The organism is Mycolicibacterium diernhoferi, from assembly GCF_019456655.1.
Taxonomy (GTDB): domain Bacteria; phylum Actinomycetota; class Actinomycetes; order Mycobacteriales; family Mycobacteriaceae; genus Mycobacterium; species Mycobacterium diernhoferi.
This window is the reverse complement of the sequence record NZ_CP080332.1, coordinates 370,933-392,224: the sequence shown is the minus strand read 5'-3', so window position 1 is coordinate 392,224 and position 21,292 is coordinate 370,933. Positions and strand designations below refer to the sequence as shown.

Genomic DNA, 21,292 nt, shown 5'->3' with positions numbered 1-21,292 from the left:
AATCCTCCCGTGGTTGGAGGAGTCTATATAACCGCTTTGGCTTTGCCCACCGAGGAGTTTCGATGGATCTGGTTGAGGAACAATCCGATTGCCTTCGCCATCGCGCCGGTACGCGCACCATCGGTCATGTCGAAGCCGTGTCCCGCCCCGGGGAACTCGATATAGCTGACCGGGCCGGCCGAACCGGATTCCAGGCGCTCCACGAAACTACGGGCCTGTGCGACCGGGATGACAGTGTCCCCGCTGCCGTGGATGACCAGGAACGGCGGCGCGTCCCGGTGCACCCGGGCGATCGGGGAAGCCTGCCGGAAGATCTCCGGGTGACGGTCGATCTTTCGGCCCACGACGACGCGCTCCAGGAAGTCGACGAACCGGTCCCGCTCGACGGTCGAACGGTCTTCCCAGTCGTAACGGCCGTAGATGCCGACCACCGCGTCCACCGAGGTGTCCGCGTCCTCGGGCAGATCGCCCTGCAACTCCGGGTCATTCGGGGTCAGGCCGGCCAGGGCCGCCAGGTGCCCACCCGCCGAGCAGCCGGCCAGGGCCACGAAATTGCGGTCGCCGCCGAACTTGTCGACATTGGCCCGCGCCCAGGCGATCGCCGCCTTCACATCGGTCATGTGCCGCGGCCACCGGTGATGCGGCGCGACGCGGTAGTCGATGGACAGACATACCCAGCCCTGCTCGGCCAGATGGGACAGCATCGCGTAACCCTGCAGGATCCGGCTGCCGTGCACCCATGCGCCGCCGGGCACGAACAGCAGCACGGGGGCGGGCTCGCGCGGGAGCTCGGCCGGCCGCCACACGTCCAGCAACTGCAACGGATGGTCGCCGTAGCGCACCGACGTCCGGTGCACGTTGCGGCGGTAATCCATGGTGTTCCACAACGGCGGCACCTGTTCCGGTGCCGGCCACTCTCCGGCGAGTTCGGCCGCGGGCACCACACCACGCAGCCCGTCCTTTGCCACATCCGTGGTCTGCGCGCGCTCGGCCTTCCGGACAGCCCCGTTACCGGGCGCGAACCAGGACTTCGCCGTCGAGGCGAACAGTTCGGGAAACTGCCGAAAACCCCAGACTCCCATCGCGGCGAGCCCACCGAGAGGTTCGAGCTGCTTGCCGATCACCGGCAGCGAGGCGGAGGCCACCGAGAGCGCCAGCATCCGGTCGGCGTGGTTTGCCTCCAGCAGCCAGCGTGCGCGACTCATCAGCGTCGGTCCGGGGTACCGGGTGTCCGGTCGTGCCGTCATGGCGCGAGCCTACCCGCGGAGCACAATTCCTAAGCAGACATTCTCAAGGATCTGTTCACCGTCTCCAGATTGTGACCTGCGTCACTCCTGACGGGCGGGGCGCTGCGCCCCCGAAAAGCATCCGGTAACCCTGCCGGTTGGGCGATACTGCAGCCGTGCCGAACAACGCCACCGCGTTCCACCCCGACCTCTCCCGCATCGCCCGGTTCCTTCCCCGCAAGATCGTCTCCCCGGTCAATCTCGTTCTGATGCAGCGGATGACCACCGTGATGGATCGCCGGAAGGCCCCGCCGGGCATCGAGGTCCTCACCCTGGGTTCCGGTGTGGGTGTGCGGCTCTACCGGCCGACCGGCGTGGACACCCCGGCACCGGCCCTGTTGTGGATCCACGGCGGCGGTTACGTCCTCGGCAGCGCCGCTCAGGACGATGCGCTGTGCCGGCGGTTCGCCGCCACGCTCGGGGTGACGGTGGCCTCGGTCGACTACCGGCTCGCGCCGCAGCACCCCTATCCGTCCGGACTGGAGGACTGTTACGCGGCGTTGGGCTGGCTGGCCGGCCTGCCGTCGGTGGATCCGGCGCGGGTGGCGATCGGCGGGGCGAGTGCCGGTGGCGGACTGGCCGCCGCGCTCGCACTGCTGGCCCGCGATCGCGCGGAGATTCCCGTCGCGGCACAACTGTTGGTCTATCCGATGCTCGACGACCGCACCGTGGGCCCGGATCTGGATCATCCGGGGCACCGGTTGTGGACGCAGGACAGCAACGGCTTCGGCTGGTCTGCGTACCTGGGTGATGCGGATCGGCAGGAGGCGGTGCCGGCCCGCCGCGAGGACCTTAGCGGCCTGCCCACCGCCTGGATCGGGGTGGGCGACCTGGATCTGTTCCACGACGAGGACCTCGCCTATGCCGAACGGCTACGCGCCGCCGGCGTGCCGTGCGAGGTGGAGGTGATAGCGGGCGCGTTCCATGGCTTCGACCGGACACTGCCCAAATCCGCTGTGGCGCGGTCGTTTTTCGATAGTCAGTGCGCCATGCTGCGGCGGGTGTTCACCGCCGGGCCGGTCCCGTCGCCCGCGCGCGATGGGCACGCGGACGACGGGCGCCCGGATACTGCTAGCCGGCCATGAACTCCGAGTAGGCGGAAGCCAATTCGGGTGACAGCAGGCTGACGTTGCACTGCTGCTGGGTTTCCCCGATGGGCGCCAGAATGCCGCGCAGCTCGTAGTACTCCTGCGAGTTGGCGGTGAAGTACGCCCGGATGTCGGCCGCGGCCTCGGCGCGCGGCTGCGTGCGGGCGGCCTGCAGCACCTGGTTGGCACCCGGGTGGGCGTTGAGGTACGCGCCGGCCGCGCCGGTCACCGAACTGACGGTGCCCGCGACCGCATCGGGGTTGCAGTTCGGGGTGGCCGACGCGCTCGGCGCCGCGATCAGCGCGGCCGAGGCCGCACCGAGCAACACACCTGCCGAAGCCCGACGAATGTTCTTGATGTTGGTTTTCATGATGAGAATGGTGTCCTTCGATTTCGTACTGTTGTGAGCCTTGTCCTAGACATCACCGGCTTACTTCCCAGACCCGAAATTCACGGTACGCGTGCCTCGTTCGTGCCGCGGACCGCCGGCGGCGAGGCATCGGAACACGATGGCAGCGTTACAGCCCTGACGGGTGAGGTGTGTCGCATTCGGGTCCGATTCGGGCGGCCGGCATGCCGATCCTCTGAAGATTCGCGCCCGATTCTTAAGCCGGTCGGCAAATCCTTAGATGATCGTGATCTGCACTGTGACCTGATTGTTATCGGCTCAGCGACCACAAGCCTCATGTTTCGCACGTCAGCACTGCGGGTAGACGGCGCGGTAGTCGGTCACAACTTCAGAAAGGGGAGCCGATGCCTCGCGGTAAGGGCGTGTATGTCGATGATGACGACTCGGGCGATGACTCCCGTAGCAGGGTCGCCGACGAATCCGACGTCGATGCCAGGACGCCGGATGTGGACAAGCCGGAGCCCGGGTCCGAACCCCCGGACTAAGCGGTCCTGCGGTAGGCGACCTGCCCGTCGATGACGGTGGCCACGACGGCGCGGCCGTCCAGGTCGCGCAGCAACCGTTCCGGCGTCACCTCGAGTACACACAGGTCACCGGGCTGTCCCTCGGCCACGGTGCGTGGGACCGCGGGCTGTGTCGCGGTGCCCAGGAACAGGTCGAGCGCGGTCCGTGCATCCACACGCTCGGCCGCCCCCAGCACGGCGCCGCCCGGTGTGCGGCGATGGACCGCCGCGCGCATCGCGGCCCACGGGTCCCCCTCGCCGAACGGCATGTCGGTCGACAGAGCCACCGGTATGCCGGCGTCGAGCAGCGACGCCAGCCGCCACAACTGAGGGTGTTCGTCGGCCGGGACGTCGGTCAGGTACTGGTCGCCGCGCTCGGCGACGAAGTTCGGCTGGGTCACCACCGTGACGCCGAGGGCGGCGATCTCGGCGACGCAATCGTCGGGGACCACCGCGGCGTGCTCGATCCGATCGTCGGGATGAGTGCCCGCCGCGCGCAGCGCGGCAATCGTGATCACCAGCTGAGCCGCGGTCACACAGTGCACCGCCACCGGCGCGTTGTCGCGGTGCCGGCGCACCGTCCAGTCGATGAGCTCGTCGAGATCGAGGCTCTCGTCGTGCAGGATGCGCTTACCGGGTGCCAGGTGGTGCACCCGCTGCTGCAGACCACCTTGCCGGTGCGCCTCTTCCAGCTTCACGATGTCAGCGATGTCGAGATTCGGTGTGGCATCGGTCAATCCGGTGACACCGTAGCCCGACAGCCGGTTACTGAGCTCGTCGAGCGCGGTGGCACGGCGCGCCAGCGCATCCGACCAGGTCCGGTCGGCGCTGCGCAGCCTGCCGTCCGGGTGGTCGGCCAGCCCGACAGCTGCCAGGCCCGCCGAGTTCAGGGTCCACAGGATTCCGCTGCGATGCTGGATCCGTACCGGCACCGACGGCGCCAGCGTGTCCAGCCGGTGCCGATCCAGCGGTCCGGCCACCGACTCGTGATAGCCCACCGCACGGATCCAGCCGTCCGCACCGACCTGTGCCCCGGCCAGCGCCCGCGCGAGATCGTCACGGTCACCGACCTCCGCGACACCGACCCGCAGCGAGTCCGCGGCCGCCGCGGCGGAGTGCACGTGCACGTGGTGATCGTGCAGGCCCGGGATGACAGTGCCGCCCGCCGCGTCCAGCACCGACTCCTCTGGTTGGGGTTCCAGATCGGATGCCACCTCGGTGATCTGGGCGCCGGTCCGGATATCCACCGACCGGCCGTCGAGCAGCATCGCCCGTCGGATCAACATGAGAACGTGTGCCTTTCGTCGAGCAATGCCTGTACCGCGGCGGCGTCGGCACCGAGTGGCGACGCCGGTGGTCCCGGTTCCGGCTCGCTGGGTTCGGGCACTGCGCCGCCGGAAAACCCCGCATAGCCGGCGGCCGTGGCCGCCATCGACAGCTCGATGAGCTCCCCGCCGCCGCGCGCCAGCGCGTCGGCCACCGCCGCCGCGGCGTGTAAACCGGTCAGTGGATCGGCGATCGCATCGCCGACGAAAACCGGCCCATCGGAGTGGTATTCGACCAGTCCGCCGGCCACGGCGGCGTCATCACCGAAGGCCACCCGGGTCCCCGCGTCGCCGTGGGTGCCGTAGCCGGTGATGCGCACCCAGACCCGGCCTGCGCGCGGGGGGATATCCGCAGGCCCGAGTCCGCGCCGGGTCAGCGCGGCCGGCCGCGACCCTTCGATCACCACGTCGGCCACCGAAAGCAGCCGGAGCATCGCTTCGTGATCGTCGAATTCCACGGCATACGAGAGCTTTCCGCGATTCATCCAGTCGTAGAAGGCCGCCGGCCCCCGGCGGGTGCCATCCGGGCGCCGGCCGCTCTCCACCTTGATCACCGTGGCGCCCGCGCGGTGCAACAGCTGCCCGCACAGCGGGCCCGCCCACATCGAGGACATATCGGCCACCAGCAGGCGGCCGGCGTGCTGTGCCCGCGGCCCCAGCACCCGGGTCACCGGCGGGCTCGCGCTCGTCTCGGCGAGCGCGGCGGCCGGAATGCCCAGCAGCCCTGCCCTTTCCACCACCGCGGCGGCCGGTCGCGCGCCCACCCAACGCTGCAGGTGCGGCCACGGATCGTCGGTGATCGTGTCGGCCTCGATCACCGCCGGCACCGCGGCGATATCGTCGGGTCGCGAGAGGGTGACGGCGCACCAGGTGTCGGCGGCCCGCATCAACCGGGTCGCTCCCCCGGCCGAGATCCGGCCCCGAGGGCTCAGCCCCAGCATCGCCGACCGGCCGGTGAGCAGCGTGGACGCGTCGACGGGCACCCCGGTGCGCGCGGTGAAGCCGTCGGCCACCGCCTGGGCGCGCACGCTCACGGCGTCCGGGACACCGACCGCGCTCGCAGGACTGCTCACAGGGCCATCTTGCCCGGGATCAGAAATGCAGCGCGGTGAAGCGCCAATCCAGCACCGGGCGATCCTGGTCCGCGGCCTGATCCGGTTGGGCGGCGTACACCAGCGACCGCAGCCGCAGCCGGGTGCCGGCGGCCGCGGGTTCGGCGGCCTCGATGTGCAACTCGCTGTAGAGCGTGTCGTCCTCGTGCACCGGACCGGTGTGGTCGCAGGACTGCCAGCCCAGCACCGTGGCCAGGTTCGGCAGCAGTCGGCCGGCCTGCGCCAACGCCAGGCCGATGGTGTGCCCGCCGTAGACCAGCCGTTGTCCGCCGACCCGCCGGTCGTGGTGGGTGGCGGCGATGTTCAGCGACAGCCGGGCCAATTCGGGGGCGTTGGACACCACATCGGCGGTGCTGTGCAGTACGGTCCCGACCAGCGCGGGATCGAATCGCGCCCCGGTGTATGCCGCCGCGTCCCAGCCGGCGGTCGGGTCCGCGGGGGGCTGCTGGTCGGCGCCGATCGCGGCCAGATCGTCGGCGTGCCCGGTCTGCACATCGTCGCCGGACAGCGGCAGCATGGCACACCGGTAGAAGTCCAGCACCGCCCGGCCGGCCTGGTCGACCGTGGTCATCCGCAGCGCCGCAAGACCGGTGGCGGCCCGACCCGGTTTGGCCGAGTTCTGTCGCAGCCCGACCACCTCGGTGCGGGTGGCCAGGGTGTCCCCGATGACCGGGAAGCGGTGAAAGCTCAGTCCCCGGTAGAACAGGTTGGCCTTGACCCGCTGGGTGACCAGCGTCGACTGGCCGATCGCCACATCGCACACCAGGGCGGGGTGTGCGAGCGGGCCGTCGGTACCGGTGACGGCCCGGGACAGTTCGGTGTCGAGCGCCAACCGCAGCCGGTCACCGATGATGCTCTGGTGCGTCGCGGCGGCGCCGGAGGTCAGGGTCATCGCGGGAGCGGTGTCGAACACGTCGCCCACCTGCAGGTCGTCGAAGAAGGGCCCGCCGGGTCTGGTCACATCGCCAGACTTTAGTTTCACGCGTGCGGTGGCTCGCCGGTCACCCGATGATCGGCGTGGTTGAGCCCCTCCTGGACGAGTCGGCCCAGGTGGCCGTCGCGCAGTCGGTAGACGACCCGGCGGCCGTCTCTGCGGGTGTCCACCAGTCGGGCGAACCGCAATTTCGCCAGGTGCTGGCTGACCGAGGTGCGGGAGCCGCCGGTCGCTTCGGCCAGCGTGCTGACATCGGCTTCCCCCTGGGTCAGCAGCCAGAGCAGGTGCAGCCGGATCGGGTCGGCCAGCATGCGGAACGTCTCGCTGGCCGCGTCCAGCCGGTCACGGTCGGGTGAGCTGTCGTGAACGAGGCTGGGTGCGGGCTGGGGTCGGTCGTCTTGCCTTGTCACCGGCCCCCCGCACCACGATCCATGCCGCAGCGATCGCCGCGAATGAAGAGAGGATAGCGAGAATCGCCGCGGCAAGCCCCTGGTTGACGGTCGCACCGACCCAACCGGCGACCGGATAGGTCAGCAGGAACCCGGCGTGGGAGAGCGAGAACTGGGCGGTGAACACCGCGGTCCGGTTGGCGTCGGTGCTGGCCGTGCGCAGCAGCCGTCCGGCCGGGGTGTTGACCAGGGAGGTCGCCGCACCCAGCAGCACCCAGGTCCCCACCAGCGTGCTCCAACTCAGCGGGAACACCACGAGGGCGGCCACGACCACGAGCAGGCCGGCCGCTGCGGCGCTCGCCCCGGCCAGCATGATCACGCGGTCTGCGAATCGCTCGAGCAGCCTCGGCACCGTCAGGGCCGCCGCCATCGACCCGGCGCCGTAGCAGGCCAGGACCATCGCGACCGCGACATCGCCCCCGCCCAGCATGCCCCGGACATAGACGACGGTGTTCACCATCACCAGCCCGGTCGCCGCGGCGACCGTCAGGTTCATCGCAGTCAGGGCCCGTAAGTCGTTGTCGGTCAGCATCACCCGCATCCCCGACCACAGCCGCCGGCGCCAGGGCGAGCGGTCGGTGCCGACGGAAGGTATCTGCGTGCCGCGGACCAGCAGCGCCGAGGCGATGAACCCGGCGACGGTCCCGACGAACAGACTGTTGTAGGACATGACCGTCAGCAGGGCGGCCGCCAGCACCGGGCTGGCCATCGCCTCGAGGTCATAGGCCAGCCGGGACAACGCCAGACCCCGGGTGTAGGTCCGTTCATCGGGCAGCACGGCGGGTATCACCGACTGAAAGGCCGGGGTGAACGTCGCCGATGCCGCCTGCAGGATGAACACCAGCACCAGGATCTGCCAGATTTCGCCGATGAACGGAAGCAGGACCGCGACCCCGGCTCGGGTCAGGTCGGCCCCGATCAGAACGGTCCTGCGCGGTAGGCGATCCGTGAGGGTCGACATCAACGGCGCGATGAAGACGTAGGCCAGCATCTTGATCGCCAGGACGGTGCCCAGCACCGCGCCGGCCGCGCTGCCGGCGAGGTCGAAGGCCAGCAGACCCAGTGCGACCGTGAGCAACCCGGTCCCGGCCAGTGCCACCACCTGCGCCGCGAACAGGCGGCGGAACACCGGCTGACGCAACGCGGCGACAGCGACGGTTCCGGACACCCGGCCAGTATGCACTACATGTGCGCAGTTGCGCACATGTAGTGTCAGCGGGTGGCTGCCAGGCTGCCCAGCAGTCGCACCGCATCCGCGCTCGGCGATCCCGGCTCGGCCTGATACACCACGAGCTCCTGACCGGGCGTGGACCGGACCGCGAAGGTTTGCATGCTCAGCGTCAGCTCACCGACATCCGGATGCCGGAAGGTCTTGACGGCCAATGACTTTCCGCGCACGTCGTGCTGTCCCCAGAGCTCGGCGAACTCCGCGCTGGTGTTCAGCAGTTCGGTGAGGATCGCCGTGACCCGTGGGTCACCCGGCGCTTCGCCGTGGTTGCGGCGCAATCCGGCGACCGAGTTCGCGGCGATCGACGGCCAGTCGACATAGAACTGGCGAGCCCGCGGCTCGGAGAACACCAGCGCCAGCAGGTTTCCGCGGGCGCCGAAATCACCGAACAGCGCCTCGGCGATGGGATTGGCGGCCAGCACGTCGTAGGCCCGGTTGTAGACCACCGCCGGGTTGTCCGGCCACGCGGCCATCAACTGCAGCAGTGCCGGATCCACCCGGTCGGTGGCTCCGGTCCGGCGCGCACGCGGCGCCAGCCCCGCCATCCGGAACAGGTGCGCACGCCCCTCCTCGTCGATGCACAGGGCCGCCGCGAGTGCGTCGCACACCTGCGCAGACGGGGAGCGTTCCCGGCCCTGTTCCAGCCGGACGTAGTAGTCCACGCTGACCCCTGCCAGCTGAGCCACTTCCTCGCGCCGCAGACCGGGGACCCGGCGCTGCCCGATGCTGATCAGACCCGCGTCCCCGGGACTGACCAGGGCCCGGTCGCCTGCTGCGCAGATACTGCCCCAATTCGCCGGCCATACCGCCACAGTAGGTGCAGCCGTGGCCGGCCGCCTGGGTGCAGCGCACCCTGGCAGCCCGCCCGGGCGGGCCCCCACGCTGGTGTCATGACCGAACAGAAGATCGTCCTCGTCACCGGCGCCACCAGCGGGATCGGTGCGGCAGTCGCCACCCGGTTGGCCGCGCACGGCCACCAGGTCGTCGCCGGGGCCCGCCGGGCAGACCGGCTCGCCGCACTGGCCGACGCCTTCATCGACGTCCGCACCCTCGACGTGACCGACCGTGCCGAGTTCGCCTCGTTCGCCGACTGGGCGGTATCGACGCACGGCCGCATCGATGCGATCGTCAACAACGCCGGGGTGATGCCGCTGTCCCGGATGGACGCGCTCCTGGTCGACGAATGGGACGCCATGATCGACGTCAACGTCCGCGGGTTGCTGCACGGGATCGCGGCGGCCCTGCCGCACTTCCAGCGACAGGGCACCGGACATTTCGTCACCGTCGCCTCGATCGGCGCGCACCAGGTGGTACCGACGGGCGCGGTGTACTGCGCGACCAAATACGCCGCCTGGGCCATCACCGAGGGGTTGCGCCAGGAGCTGGATCCCGGGATCCGGGTGACGACCATCTCCCCCGGCGTCGTGGAATCCGAACTGGCCGAATCGATCACCGATCCGGCCGCCGCCGAGGCGATGCGCACCTACCGCGCCGACTCGATCCCGCCGGACGCCATCGCCCGGGCCGTCAGCTACGCCCTCGACGAATCACCCGAGGTCGACGTCAACGAGGTGATCGTCAGACCGGCCCGCCAGCGCTGACGATTTCGTCCACCAGCCCCCAGGACAGCGCCGTCGTGGCATCGATGGTCTGGCCGGACAGCACGAGATATGCGGTGCGCCAACGGCCGATCCGCCGGGTGATGCTCACCGTGCCGCCGGCGCCGGGGATCAGCCCCAGCGCGAGTTCGGGCAGCCCCAGAACCGCGGCCGGATCACAACTCACCCGGCCGCAGTACGCGGCCATCTCCAGACCGCTGCCCAGCACCTGGCCGTGCACGTGGGCCCGACAACGCGGCCCCAACCGGGCGGTCAGCTCGTCGAGCACCAGCGCGGGACTGTGCCGGGTACGCGCCAGATGAGCGCCGGACGGGTCGACGAATGATCCGAATTCGGCGAGATCTCCTCCGCTGCAGAAGGATCGGCCGTTCCCACCGAGGACAACCTCGTCCACCGACGGGTCCAGCCGGGCGATCTCGAGGGCCTCCAACAGCGCCGCCCGGGCATCCGTCGAGAACGCGTTGTGCCGCTGGACGCGGTTGAATCTCACATGCAGGGTGTCCCCGTCGCGGTGGACCTGCACCGGATCCGGCAGAGGCGGCACGGTGGCCGGACCGCGTTCGGCCAGCCATCGGGCGAACTCGGGGCCGGACTGCAGCGTCGAATAGGCCAGCGACTCGGTGATCACCCCACTGAATGTCGTTGCCGCAGGCTCGAATGCGCGCAGCACGTCATCGCACACCGCGGCGGACTGCGGCCAGATCGCGCAGCGCTGTTCCAGCCGCGCCACGGTTTCCTCGACCGAGGTGACGGTGACCGCCCGGCGGTCGCCGCATGCGGTTTCGGTCAGCGTGAACGTCGCACGCTCGACCGGGGTTCCGATGCCGACGATGATCCCGCCGGGCAGGTCGAGGAGTGTCACGAGTACTTCTTGATCAGCTCCTGCTTGAAGAGCTTGCCGGTGTCGGTGCGAGGTAGCTGCGCCTCGAAGGAGATCGAGCGCGGGCACTTGTAGTGCGACAGCTTGTCGCGCAGCCAGGTCAGCAGCTCATCGGCGAACTCGTCGGTGGCATCGGCCGGATCTACGGTCTGCACCACGCCCTTGACCTTCTGCCCCATCTCCTCGTCGGGGATGCCGAACACCGCGGCGTCCATCACCTTCGGATGGGTTACCAGAATGTTCTCGGCCTCCTGCGGGTAGATGTTGACCCCGCCGGAGATGATCATGTGGTGCCGACGGTCGGTCAGGTACAGGTAGCCTTCCTCGTCCACATACCCGATGTCGCCGACGGTCTTCCAGCCCTTGGTATTTCGCGACTTGGCGGTCTTCTCGTCGTCGTTGAGGTACTCGAAGTCCTGGCCGCCCTCGAAGAACACCTCACCGGCCTGGTTCGGCGGCAGCTCGTTGCCGTCCTCGTCCAGGATGTGCACCACGCCGGTCATTGCCTTGCCCACCGAGCCCGGATGGGTCAGCCACTCCTCGGCGCTGATCAGCGTCGCACCGATGGCCTCGGAGGAGGCGTAGTACTCGTCGACGATCGGGCCCCACCAGTCGATCATCTGCATCTTGATTTCCACCGGACACGGCGCGGCCGCGTGCATGACCCGCTTGAGGCTGGACACGTCGTACGCGGTGCGCGCGGCCTCGGGGAGTTTCAGCATCCGGGTGAACATCACCGGGACGAACTGGCCATGGGTGACCCGGTGCTTCTGGATGGCCTCCAGGGCGACCTCGGGATCGAACTTCTCCAGCACCACGACGGTGAGTCCGCCGGCCAGCGCCTGCATCGACCACACCGACGGCGCGGTGTGGTACAGCGGGGCGGGGCTGAGGTAGACGGCGTCCGGGCCCATCCAGTACTCGACGAGCATGGCCATCATGCCGGGCACCTCCGAGGGCGGCAGGTGCGGCAGCTCGCGCTTGATGCCCTTGGGGCGTCCGGTGGTACCCGAGGAGTACTGCAGCAGGTCGCCGTCGAGTTCGTCGGCAATCGGGGTGGTCGGCAGGTCCGCGACGACGTCCGGGTACTTGGCCCAGCCCTCCAGCTCAGCGTCATCCCCCGAGTCGCTGCGCTCCTGCCCGCCGGTGATGTACAGCAGGATCTGCGGCAGCCCGTTGGGCAGATGCTCGGCCAGCCCGGCGCAGAGATCCTTGAGCGCCGCGGTGCCGACGATGGCCTTGGCCTCGCTGTTGTCGACGATGTAGGCGGCCTCGGCGGCGGTGAGGTGGGTGTTGATCGGCACGTAGTACAGGCCGGACCGTCGCGCCGCGTAGGACACGGTGTGGAAGTGCTCGTTGTTCTCGATCAGGATCGCGACGACGTCGCCCTCGACCAAGCCGTTGTTGCGGAAGTAGTGCGCCAGCTGATTGGCCCGCGCCTCCATCTCACCGAAGGTCACCACCGCGCCGCTGGGGTGGACGACGACGGCGGGCTTGTCAGGGGTGGCAATGGCCGTTTCACGGATCTGCATGAATGCGACTTTACGATGCCGCACCGCTGTCCCGGCAGCCAAGCCGCGAAAAACTTGACATCCGTCAACTGTTTGCCCGGACGGACCTCGCGCCCGGTTGAACATTTCACCGCAGCGCCCGTCGCTGGCTATGGGCATAGTCGTCGCCACCAATTGATGTAGCGCATGTTTTGTACAGTTCAACGTCGTATCTACCAGGGTTATGGACATTGCTGTAGCGATCTTGGCTAATCATGGTGTTAACTTGCCTCAACCGACGGACGACTCTTCGACCAGGAATGTGCATGGACATCGACGCCGCACCCCGCATCAGCGCCCGCCCCTCCACCGGGTTCGCCGGATCGGTGCCCGATCTTGTCGCCGAGATCGACGTCGCCGGATGTGCGTGCCTACCCGATGCGGTGGACGAGGGGTGGATCGACCGGGTGCGCAGTTACGCCGCCACTCTGCCGGCCGACCGGCACGACATCATGATCGAAGGCGCCGGCGCCGCACAGCTGGGATTCATCCGCGAACTCACATCCGACCCCGCGCTCGGGGAACTGGCCGAATCGATCGCCCGGTTGGCCTGCCCGGACGCCGATCCGGCCGACCGGCAGTTCGACTGCGCGCTGCGGGCCGTCAGCGGCCCAGCCCCCCACCGGCGTCCCCTGTGGCTGCACTACGACGCCAGCGTGCTGACCGTCGTCCTTCCGGTCGACGTGCCCGACGCCGCTCCCGGCCGGTCCGGCGAACTGGTGCTCTTCCCGAATCACCGCCCTTACCGCAGGTGGGTGCTGACCAACGTGCTGGAGAAGTTCATCCGGCAGAGCGATGGCTACCGGCGCCGGTTCCAGCGGCGGGCGCGCTGGGGCGTGGACACCGAGGTCGTGGCGATGACGCCGGGGAACGCCTACCTGTTCTGGGGTTACCGCTCCTATCACGCCACCCTGCCGTGCGCGCCCGGGACGCGACGGGTGACCGTCGTCCTGCATTACAAGGACGTGCACGCCGGCAGCCGGTTTCTGCGGTTCGCCAAGGCGGTCAGGGCGCTGCCCGGGCGGTAGCGCACCCGGGGTTGTGACGAACTTTTCCGCGGGACGGGATTGATGCGCGGGCACGCCGGGTAGCCATCCCGGCGTGCCATGACGCACCCATCCGACCCCGACCCGGAAGCACTTATGCCTGAGGAGCTCGAACTCGGGGCCGACGAACCCGGTCTGTTCTCCGGCAGCGAAGCGGGCGAACAACGGGCCAAGGCCTTCGACGGTCCCGGAGACGAGACCCGTCAGCTCATCAAGGAGGAGAGCAGATGATCGAGATGGAGCGCGAGGTCGTCACGCCGGCGACACCGGCGGACGTGTTCGCCTATCTCGCCGACTTCACCACCACCGAGCAGTGGGAACCCGGCACGGTACGCACCACGCGCATCACCGGGGACGGCGGTGTCGGCACCCGTTACGCGAACACCTCACGCTTCGCCGGACGCACCAGCGACCTCGAGTACGAGGTGATCGGGGTGACGCCCGGGCGATCCATTCAGCTTCGCGGAGAGAATGATTCGCTTGTCGCGCATGACACCATCACCGTCCGCCCGCACGAGGGCGGCTCGCTGGTCACCTACCGCATCGAATTCGCGTTCCAGGGCTGGCTGCGACTGGGCGAACCGCTGCTGCGCATCCCGGTCAACAGTCTGATGGACAAGGGTGTGGAAGGCCTGCAGCGCGAACTCGCGAAGATCTGAGTTCACACCAACCCGACGGCGGCCAGGCAGTACTGCCACACCGTCTGCAGTTCGGCCTCGCTGTATCGGGTGCTCGGCAGGTAGTGCACCGGCCGGACGGCCCGGTCATGCCAGAACCTGCCCGACGGCGGCGTCGGCGAGACCGCCGTCAGCCACACGGCGGTGTCGGCGGCGTCCGCTGCGGTGCGCAGCAGCGGTCCGGTCAGTCGCCGGAACCCCGGCAGCGAGGTCGCGACTCCGGGCGTATCGGCCCATCCCGGGTGCATCGCGGCGACCGTCACCGACTGCACGGCCCAACGGTGCGCCAGCAGCGGTGTCAGCGCGACCTGGATCCGTTTACTGCGGGCGTAGGCGATCGCGCCGCGGTACTCCCCGGTCCGGTACTCGATGTCGCCGACGGGCAACCCCTGGGTGTACATGCCGCCCGAGGACATCAGCACCACCCGGGGATCTGTTGCCGCATCCAGCGCCGGCAGCAGCAGTTCGGTCAGCAGCACCGGCCCCAGCACGTGGGTGGCCAGCGAAAGTTCGTGTCCCTCTTCGGTTGTGGTGCGCTGCGGCGGCATGACCCCGGCGTTGTGGATGACCGCGTCCAACGCGGGCACCCGGGGCAACAGGTCGGCGGCGAACGCGCGCACGTCGGCCAGATCCGACACGTCGGAGCGTTCGATCTGCACACATGCACCCGGCACCGCGTCGAGGATGTCCGCCCGCGCCGCTTCCCCGCGGGCCCGGTCCCGCACCGCCATCAACACGGTGGCGCCCAGGCCCGCGACACCGGCGGCGATGGCCTTACCGATTCCCGAGTTGGCGCCGGTCACCAGGATGGTGGACCCGGTCAGGGCATCGGGGGCAGGTGGCGACCAGAATCGCCGGCGCACCGCAGAACCCAGTCGGGTGTATCCGCCGACGATCGTGCGGTCCAGCACCTCGTCGAGCACGGTAGGAAACATTGCCAGCAACTCCCGTCGGCCGTTTACCGGTTATTCGGAGCGAAGGCTCCACCGGTTTGGTTGCCGAGCCGGGGTACCGCCCGTTGGCGGGAGAACACCGATGGCCCCGAAATCCGGGGATTTCGGGGCCATCGGTGTCTGTCGCGAGGGTCAGGCCTCTTCGGCCAGGCGCGTCTTGAGGGCGTCGAACTCGTCCTTGATGCCGGTCGGCAGCTTCTCGCCGACGAACTCGAACCACTCCTCGATCAGCGGGAGCTCGGCACGCCACTCATCGGCGTTCACGGCCAGCGCCTCGTCGACGTCGGCCGGGTCCACGTTCAGGCCCTGCAGGTCCAGATCGGCGGCGGTCGGGACGATGCCGATCGGGGTGCTGCGGCCGTCGGCCTTGTGCTCGATGCGCTCGATGGCCCACTTCAGCACGCGGCTGTTCTCGCCGAATCCGGGCCACAGGAACCGGCCGTCGTCGCCGCGGCGGAACCAGTTGACGAAGAACACCTTCGGCAGCTTGGACTCGTCGGCCTGCTTGCCGATGTTGATCCAGTGCTGGAAGTAGTCACCGACGTTGTAGCCGAGGAACGGCAGCATGGCCATCGGGTCGCGGCGCACGGTGCCGACCTTGCCTTCGGCGGCGGCGGTCTGCTCGGAGCCCAGGGTGGCGCCGATGAACACGCCGTGCTGCCAGTCGCGAGCCTCGGTGATCAGCGGGACGGTGGTCTTGCGGCGGCCGCCGAACAGGATCGCCGAGATCGGCACACCCTGCGGGTCGTCCCATTCCGGCGCCAGCGTCGGGCACTGCGAGATCGGGGTGCAGTAACGCGAGTTCGGGTGCGCGGCCTTGGTTTCCGTCTCGCGCAGGACCCAGTCCTGACCCTTCCAGTCGATCAGGTGGTCGGGCTCGCCCTCCAGGCCTTCCCACCACACGTCGCCGTCGTCGGTCTTGGCGACGTTGGTGAACACGGTGTTGCCACCGGCGATGGTCTTCATGGCGTTGGGGTTGGAATCCCAGTTGGTGCCCGGCGCGACGCCGAAGAAACCGAACTCCGGGTTCACCGCGTAGAGCTGGCCGTCCTTGCCGAACCGCATCCAGGCGATGTCGTCGCCGACGGTCTCGGCGCGCCAGCCGGGGATGGTGGGCTGCAGCATGGCGAGGTTGGTCTTACCGCAGGCCGACGGGAAGGCCGCGGCGATGAAGTAGGCCTTGTTCTCCGGGGAGATCAGCTTGACGATCAGCATGTGCTCGGCGAGCCAGCCCTCGTCGTGGGCCATGGCCGAGGCGATGCGCAGCGAGTAGCACTTCTTGCCCAGCAGCGCGTTGCCGCCGTAACCCGAGCCGTAGCTCCAGATTTCGCGGGTCTCCGGGAAGTGGGTGATGTACTTGGTGTCGTTGCACGGCCACGGCACATCTTTTTGTCCGGGCTCCAGCGGCGCACCGATCGAGTGCAGCGCCTTGACGAAGAAGCCGTCCTCGCCGATCTTGTCCAGCGCGGCCTGGCCCATCCGGGTCATGGTGCGCATGGAGACGACGACGTACTCCGAGTCGGTGAGCTCGACGCCCAGTTTCGGGTCCTCGGCGTCCAGCGGGCCCATGCAGAACGGCACCACCCACAGGGTGCGGCCGCGCATGCTGCCGCGGTACAGGTCGGTCATGATCCCGCGCATCTCGGCGGGGTCCATCCAGTTGTTGGTGGGGCCGGCGTCGACCTCACGCTCGGAGCAGATGTAGGTCCGGGACTCGACGCGCGCCACGTCGGACGGATCGGACAGCGCCAAATAGGAGTTCGGCTGCTTCTCGTCATTCAGTTTCTGGAACGTACCGGCCTCGACCAGTTGCGCGGCGAGGCGCTCGTACTCCTCCTCGGAACCATCGGCCCACGCGACCCGGTCGGGCTGTGTCAGCTCCGCGACCTCGCGGACCCAGGCAAGCAGCCCCTGATGCGTCGTCGGTGCGGTTTCCAGACCGGGAATGGTCGCTGAGGTCATCAAAGTCTCCTGCGTAGTTTCCGTGAGCGCGCCGATAACCGGCTGGTCACGATCGTCCCTAATAAGAGGTTAACGCGGGTCACATTGGGTTGGGGAATCGGGATAATGTCCGATCACTCACAGGAACGATTCAGAAAGCCGTTCAGAAAAAGCCTACTGATTGGTAACTGGATTCGTCTGATTATTAAATGCGGCGCGGACGGCGTTCAACGCCGCCCGCAGCGCCGCCAGTCGGTTCTCCGCGGATTTGTGTGCCCGCGCCGCCGCGAACGCGCGGTCCCGCAGTTCCGCGTCGATCGCGTCCACCTGATGCGCCGTCCGCCCGGCCAGCCGCTCATCGGCCACGGCGACCTGGCCGGTGAGGTCCAGCTCGGCGGCCAGCACCCGGGTCGCGACCAGCGCCTCGGTGTGTTCGCGCAGCGTGGCGGCGGCGCCGCCGACCCATCGATCGAGCAGCGCCCGGTCCTGCAGCAGGTCCCGGATCCCCACCACCCACACGGTGAGCAACACCCCCAGCAGCGCACCGCCGATCGCCCCGACCGCCGCCGACCCCGGCGCCAGTCCCGCCAGCAACCGGCCGGCGGCCAGCGCGACCCCGAGCCCGAAGCCCGCGCCCAGCAGCATCATCAGCTGGGTCTCCAGCCGCCGCGCGGTCGACCCCGGGGCGCCCAGATCGGGTAGCGACGCCGGCGGCGGCACCGCCGCTGCGACCAGCCCCAACTCGGTGGCGATGTCGCGGAGGTGCTCGCTGATGCCGGTGTCGACCTCCTCGACGACCTCGGCGGCCCGGCCGTACACGGAGGACCGGAAGGCCTCGGCCCGCAGCCGGCCGCGGTCCCACGGCAACAGGCCACCCCATTCGGCGACGTCCTCGGCCAGTTCGGTGCGCACCGAGGAGCAGCGGTTGCGGGCGAAGTAGCCCAGCTGCACCCGGGCCTGCTGGATTCGGCTGCGCAGTGCGATGCCGCGCTCGGCACGCGACAGCCGCGCCGCACCGAGCAGGTCGTCACGTCGGCGGTGTAACGCCACCGACGTGTGGTCGACGGCCGCCGCGGCAGCCGCGCCGACCTGCTCGACGAGATGGGATTCCCACGCCCGCAACCGATTTCGATACCTCAGCGTGTCCCCGTCGAGCCCCTGCCGCAGCACCGCCACCAGATTGCCCAGCTGTGCCGCGGCTCCGGCCGGACCGGCGGCCACCCCCACCCATGGCATGTCCCGCAACCGTGCGGTGCGTGACCCGACAAGCTCGGCGTCGGCGGCCAGCACCGCGCGCCAGTCGCGGTGCACGTCGATCTTGGTGAGCACGCCGATCACCAGGTCGGTGCACCGTGCGGCATCGTCGAGCAGGGTGCAGTCCGACTCGGCGAGCGGGGCCACCGCCGACACCGCGAAGATCACCGCCACCGGCGCGATCCCGGGGGCGAGTCCGGCGGCCTCCAGGAACCGTCGTTCCGGCATCCGTTCGCGCAGCGCCGCGGTCAGGGTGGACACCCCGGCCAGCCAGGGCCCGACGACCAGCACCACCTCCCCCGGCTCCGCGGGCGGCGGCCCCAGACCAGCCGCCAGCGAGGACAGTTGCGCGTCCAGCGCCGCGGGGTCGGTGGTCTCGAGGATCGGCCGCCCCGCGCCGGAGGTCACCCCCGGTCCCGGCCGGGGGACATCGATCGCAGCGCGCCCCGCGAAACATCGGCCCCGCACCGGCGATGCAGGGCGTTGACCGGCCCCCGGCTGTAGCGCTGCCACCGCACGGCGCGTTGCAGCGGCTCCCCCGAACGCACATCCAGACCGTCCGCCTCCAGCACCTCGGTCGCCGCGGCCATCGCGGCGAGCACCGCGGTGTCTCCGGTCGCCACGGCGGCCAGCCGTTGATCCCCGGTCCGGGCGGCCAACGCCCGCACGCCGGACAGCGCGTGCCGCAGCCGCCGGTATCGCAGGGCCGCCGACACCGCACGCAGGCCGCTGCACACCTCCTCGACGTTGCTGCACCGGCGCAGCCGGGTGGTCAAGGCCGGCTCGTCCTCGCCCGACAGGATCGCCGAGGTCAGCTCCGCGATCCCGGACAGGTCCAGCGCGGCCAGCAGCCCGGCCCGGGTGCCGGCGCCCAGCACGTGCGGGCCCGCGCAGAACGCCTCGACACTGCTCAGGTCCGCGGGGTCGGCGGCCAGCACCCGCAGCGACGCGGTCTGCGCCGCATCCAGGTCGGCGACGGCGTGCAGCGCCGACATCGGGACCGTCGGCGCCCCGGTCAGCCGGCGCACCCGGGCGGCCCGGTCGGCCGCCGCGGCGCCGAGCAGGTCGGCCTTGTTCAGGACGGTGAGCAGCGGCCGGGTCGTCTCGGCGACCGTTCGGCAGTCCTCGGGTTTCGCGGTTTCGGCGATGACGAGCACATCCACGTCCGGCCGGGTGACCACCACCGGGACACCCGCCGCCCGCAGCGCGGCCGCCACGGTGCGGCCGCCCACCCCGGGGCGGCCCACGATGCGGACGGCGATCGGGCGACGCAGACCCTCGATGATCGGGCTCAGCGCGGGTTGCCGAGCACTCTCGGCGTACCCGGACAATTCGGTGAGGAAGTCGTCCACACTCATCTCGGAGCCCCCTCACACCCGTTGCACTGTCACCACTGCTCACATCAAATCGTGACACCGCCCGGACACCCCGACGAACAGTGTTTTGGGACATAAGGCCGCCAAGACAACTGTTGGGTATCAATCTGGGCCGCGATGCGGGTACATCTGACTGGATGAGCGACGATGGACCGATGTATGCCCAGCGCGAGGAAGCCGGGGAGGCCGGCACCCCGGAACAGGGCGCAGCAACCGGTGCGGAGACCCCGCCGACCCACCATGCGCGGAGGATCACCAGCTTCCGGTCGCGGCGCTCCACCTTGTCCGGTGGTCAACAGCAGACCTGGGAGCGGCTGTGGCCGCAGATCGGCACCGAGGCCCGCAACGCCGAGGGCCATCCGGTCGTGCTGGACCCTGAGCGGTGGTTCGGCCGGCAGGCCCCGCTGATCCTGGAGATCGGCTGCGGCACCGGGGTCTCCACCTCGGCGATGGCGCAGTCCGAGCCCGATCTCGACGTGATCGCCGTCGAGGTCTACAAGAAGGGGCTCGGCCAGTTGCTCGGTGTGATCGACCGCGACGGCATCCCGAACATCCGGCTGGTCCGCGGGGACGGTGTCGACGTCCTGGAACATTCGCTGCCGTCGGCGTCGCTGACCGGGGTGCGGGTGTTCTTCCCGGACCCGTGGCCCAAGGCCCGCCACCACAAGCGCCGGCTGTTCCAGACCGAGACGATGGCCCTGATCGCCGACCGGCTCAAGCCCGGCGGCATCCTGCACGCGGCGACCGACCACCAGGGATACGCCGAGCACATCGCCGAGGTCGGCGACGCCGAACCGCGGTTGCGTCGCGTCGACACCGACCAGCAGCTTCCGATATCGGTGGCCAGACCCGAGACGAAGTACGAACGCAAGGCGCTGGCCGGTCCCATCGTCACCGAACTCCTCTGGGAGCGTCGATGAGCGCCCGCGCGAAGAGAAGAGGGCCCTGTTGAGTGTCGAGATCGAACCCGAAACCATAGACGTCCCTGATCCGACGGTCTCCGCGGCGCCCGCCACCCAACGGGTGCTGCTGGTCTGGGACGCACCCAACCTCGACATGGGGCTGGGGTCCATCCTGGGCGGCCGGCCCACCGCCGCACACCGCCCCCGTTTCGACGCGCTGGGCCGCTGGCTGCTCAACCGGACCGCCGAACTGTCCAGCCAACGCGACTCGTCACCGTCCGCGGCGGTCTCGCTCGAGCCCGAAGCCACCGTTTTCACCAACATCGCCCCAGGTAGCGCGGATGTCGTCCGGCCCTGGGTGGAAGCGTTGCGTAACGTGGGCTTTGCGGTCTTCGCCAAGCCGAAGGTGGACGAGGACAGCGATGTCGACAGCGACATGCTCGACCACATCGCGCTGCGCCGCAGTGAGGGCCTGGCCGGTGTGGTGGTGGCGTCCGCGGACGGTCAGGCGTTCCGGGCACCGCTGGAAGAGATCGCCCACGAGGGTGTTCCGGTGCAGGTGCTCGGATTTCGCGAACATGCCAGTTGGGCGTTAGCGTCGGATAGCTTGGAGTTCGTCGACCTGGAGGACATCCCTGGTGTCTTCCGGGAGCCGCTACCGCGAATCGGCCTTGATTCGCTGCCCGAGCAGGGCGCTTGGCTGCAGCCGTTCCGGCCGTTGTCCGCGCTGCTGACCTCGCGCGTCTGACAACTGAAGTGA

The 21,292-nt window shown here is 69.4% G+C and carries 21 protein-coding genes and 1 pseudogene; 8 read left to right on the top strand and 14 right to left on the bottom strand.

All coding sequences use genetic code 11. The annotated features are described in order from the left end of the window. Positions 1-23: 23 nt before the first annotated feature. On the bottom strand, positions 24-1,247 hold the full coding sequence (locus tag K0O62_RS01850) for an alpha/beta hydrolase (protein ID WP_073855422.1): 1,224 nt from the start codon (positions 1,245-1,247) through the stop codon (positions 24-26). Positions 1,248-1,402: 155 nt separating this feature from the next. On the opposite strand from K0O62_RS01850, the gene K0O62_RS01845 reads away from it, so the two are divergent. Beyond that, positions 1,403-2,371, top strand: coding sequence for an alpha/beta hydrolase (locus K0O62_RS01845; protein ID WP_234800018.1), 969 nt, complete (start codon positions 1,403-1,405; stop codon positions 2,369-2,371). Here the strand turns inward: K0O62_RS01845 and K0O62_RS01840 are convergent. Next, a complete protein-coding gene (locus K0O62_RS01840; RefSeq protein ID WP_073855421.1) occupies positions 2,358-2,744 on the bottom strand; it encodes a heme-binding protein in 387 nt (128 codons plus the stop codon). The two genes, K0O62_RS01845 and K0O62_RS01840, sit on opposite strands and share 14 nt — an antisense overlap. Positions 2,745-3,127: 383 nt before the next feature. Here K0O62_RS01840 and K0O62_RS01835 point away from each other — a divergent pair, with 383 nt between their 5' ends. Then, positions 3,128-3,268 (top strand): hypothetical protein, encoded by a 141-nt coding sequence (locus K0O62_RS01835; RefSeq protein WP_165636955.1) that lies wholly within the window; start codon positions 3,128-3,130, stop codon positions 3,266-3,268. Here K0O62_RS01835 and K0O62_RS01830 read toward each other — a convergent pair. The 6 genes and pseudogenes from K0O62_RS01830 to K0O62_RS01805 all read right to left on the bottom strand — a co-directional run bounded on the left by K0O62_RS01830 (position 3,265) and on the right by K0O62_RS01805 (position 9,138). Then, positions 3,265-4,572: an amidohydrolase family protein gene (locus K0O62_RS01830; RefSeq protein ID WP_073855420.1), complete on the bottom strand. Its 1,308-nt coding sequence runs from the start codon at positions 4,570-4,572 to the stop codon at positions 3,265-3,267. The two genes, K0O62_RS01835 and K0O62_RS01830, sit on opposite strands and share 4 nt — an antisense overlap. After that, positions 4,566-5,684: a CoA transferase gene (locus K0O62_RS01825; protein WP_073855419.1), complete on the bottom strand. Its 1,119-nt coding sequence runs from the start codon at positions 5,682-5,684 to the stop codon at positions 4,566-4,568. Before K0O62_RS01825 ends, K0O62_RS01830 begins: the two co-directional genes overlap by 7 nt. Positions 5,685-5,703: 19 nt before the next feature. Further along, complete coding sequence (locus K0O62_RS01820; protein WP_234800035.1) at positions 5,704-6,615, bottom strand: hotdog family protein; 912 nt, start codon at positions 6,613-6,615, stop codon at positions 5,704-5,706. A gap of 86 nt (positions 6,616-6,701) precedes the next feature. Next, positions 6,702-7,067, bottom strand: coding sequence for an ArsR/SmtB family transcription factor (locus K0O62_RS01815; RefSeq protein WP_073855417.1), 366 nt, complete (start codon positions 7,065-7,067; stop codon positions 6,702-6,704). Further along, positions 7,000-8,274 (bottom strand): MFS transporter, encoded by a 1,275-nt coding sequence (locus K0O62_RS01810; RefSeq protein ID WP_073855416.1) that lies wholly within the window; start codon positions 8,272-8,274, stop codon positions 7,000-7,002. Before K0O62_RS01810 ends, K0O62_RS01815 begins: the two co-directional genes overlap by 68 nt. Positions 8,275-8,318: 44 nt before the next feature. Continuing rightward, positions 8,319-9,138, bottom strand: a pseudogene (locus K0O62_RS01805) (helix-turn-helix transcriptional regulator). A gap of 86 nt (positions 9,139-9,224) precedes the next feature. On the opposite strand from K0O62_RS01805, the gene K0O62_RS01800 reads away from it, so the two are divergent. Beyond that, positions 9,225-9,935: an SDR family oxidoreductase gene (locus K0O62_RS01800; RefSeq protein WP_073855415.1), complete on the top strand. Its 711-nt coding sequence runs from the start codon at positions 9,225-9,227 to the stop codon at positions 9,933-9,935. Here K0O62_RS01800 and K0O62_RS01795 read toward each other — a convergent pair. After that, positions 9,913-10,815: an enoyl-CoA hydratase/isomerase family protein gene (locus K0O62_RS01795; RefSeq protein ID WP_073855414.1), complete on the bottom strand. Its 903-nt coding sequence runs from the start codon at positions 10,813-10,815 to the stop codon at positions 9,913-9,915. The genes K0O62_RS01800 and K0O62_RS01795 overlap by 23 nt on opposite strands. Further along, positions 10,812-12,365 (bottom strand): fatty-acid--CoA ligase FadD4, encoded by a 1,554-nt coding sequence (fadD4, locus tag K0O62_RS01790; protein ID WP_073855413.1) that lies wholly within the window; start codon positions 12,363-12,365, stop codon positions 10,812-10,814. Before fadD4 ends, K0O62_RS01795 begins: the two co-directional genes overlap by 4 nt. Positions 12,366-12,649: 284 nt before the next feature. On the opposite strand from fadD4, the gene K0O62_RS01785 reads away from it, so the two are divergent. The 3 genes from K0O62_RS01785 (at position 12,650) to K0O62_RS01780 (ending at position 14,088) form a co-directional block, all read left to right on the top strand. Next, a complete protein-coding gene (locus tag K0O62_RS01785) occupies positions 12,650-13,411 on the top strand; it encodes a hypothetical protein (protein ID WP_073855412.1) in 762 nt (253 codons plus the stop codon). A 114-nt stretch (positions 13,412-13,525) separates the two neighbouring features. After that, the gene (locus K0O62_RS28845) at positions 13,526-13,660 is read left to right on the top strand and encodes a hypothetical protein (protein ID WP_264002248.1); all 135 of its coding nucleotides are present in this window, start codon (positions 13,526-13,528) and stop codon (positions 13,658-13,660) included. Further along, on the top strand, positions 13,657-14,088 hold the full coding sequence (locus K0O62_RS01780) for an SRPBCC family protein (protein ID WP_073855411.1): 432 nt from the start codon (positions 13,657-13,659) through the stop codon (positions 14,086-14,088). The genes K0O62_RS28845 and K0O62_RS01780 overlap by 4 nt, the downstream gene beginning before the upstream one ends. Positions 14,089-14,090: 2 nt before the next feature. Here K0O62_RS01780 and K0O62_RS01775 read toward each other — a convergent pair whose 3' ends face one another. The 4 genes from K0O62_RS01775 to K0O62_RS01760 all read right to left on the bottom strand — a co-directional run bounded on the left by K0O62_RS01775 (position 14,091) and on the right by K0O62_RS01760 (position 19,612). Then, positions 14,091-15,041 (bottom strand): SDR family NAD(P)-dependent oxidoreductase, encoded by a 951-nt coding sequence (locus tag K0O62_RS01775; RefSeq protein ID WP_073855410.1) that lies wholly within the window; start codon positions 15,039-15,041, stop codon positions 14,091-14,093. Between the two features lie 150 nt (positions 15,042-15,191). Then, positions 15,192-17,021 (bottom strand): phosphoenolpyruvate carboxykinase (GTP), encoded by a 1,830-nt coding sequence (locus K0O62_RS01770; protein WP_073855409.1) that lies wholly within the window; start codon positions 17,019-17,021, stop codon positions 15,192-15,194. Between the two features lie 153 nt (positions 17,022-17,174). Further along, positions 17,175-18,662 (bottom strand): hypothetical protein, encoded by a 1,488-nt coding sequence (locus K0O62_RS01765; protein ID WP_234800017.1) that lies wholly within the window; start codon positions 18,660-18,662, stop codon positions 17,175-17,177. Next, on the bottom strand, positions 18,659-19,612 hold the full coding sequence (locus K0O62_RS01760) for a hypothetical protein (RefSeq protein WP_234800016.1): 954 nt from the start codon (positions 19,610-19,612) through the stop codon (positions 18,659-18,661). Before K0O62_RS01760 ends, K0O62_RS01765 begins: the two co-directional genes overlap by 4 nt. A gap of 155 nt (positions 19,613-19,767) precedes the next feature. On the opposite strand from K0O62_RS01760, the gene trmB reads away from it, so the two are divergent. Then, entirely contained in the window at positions 19,768-20,550 is a 783-nt protein-coding gene (gene trmB, locus K0O62_RS01755; RefSeq protein ID WP_073855408.1) for a tRNA (guanosine(46)-N7)-methyltransferase TrmB, read from the top strand. 40 nt (positions 20,551-20,590) lie between these two features. Then, positions 20,591-21,280, top strand: coding sequence for an NYN domain-containing protein (locus K0O62_RS01750; RefSeq protein WP_234800034.1), 690 nt, complete (start codon positions 20,591-20,593; stop codon positions 21,278-21,280). Positions 21,281-21,292: the final 12 nt, after the last annotated feature.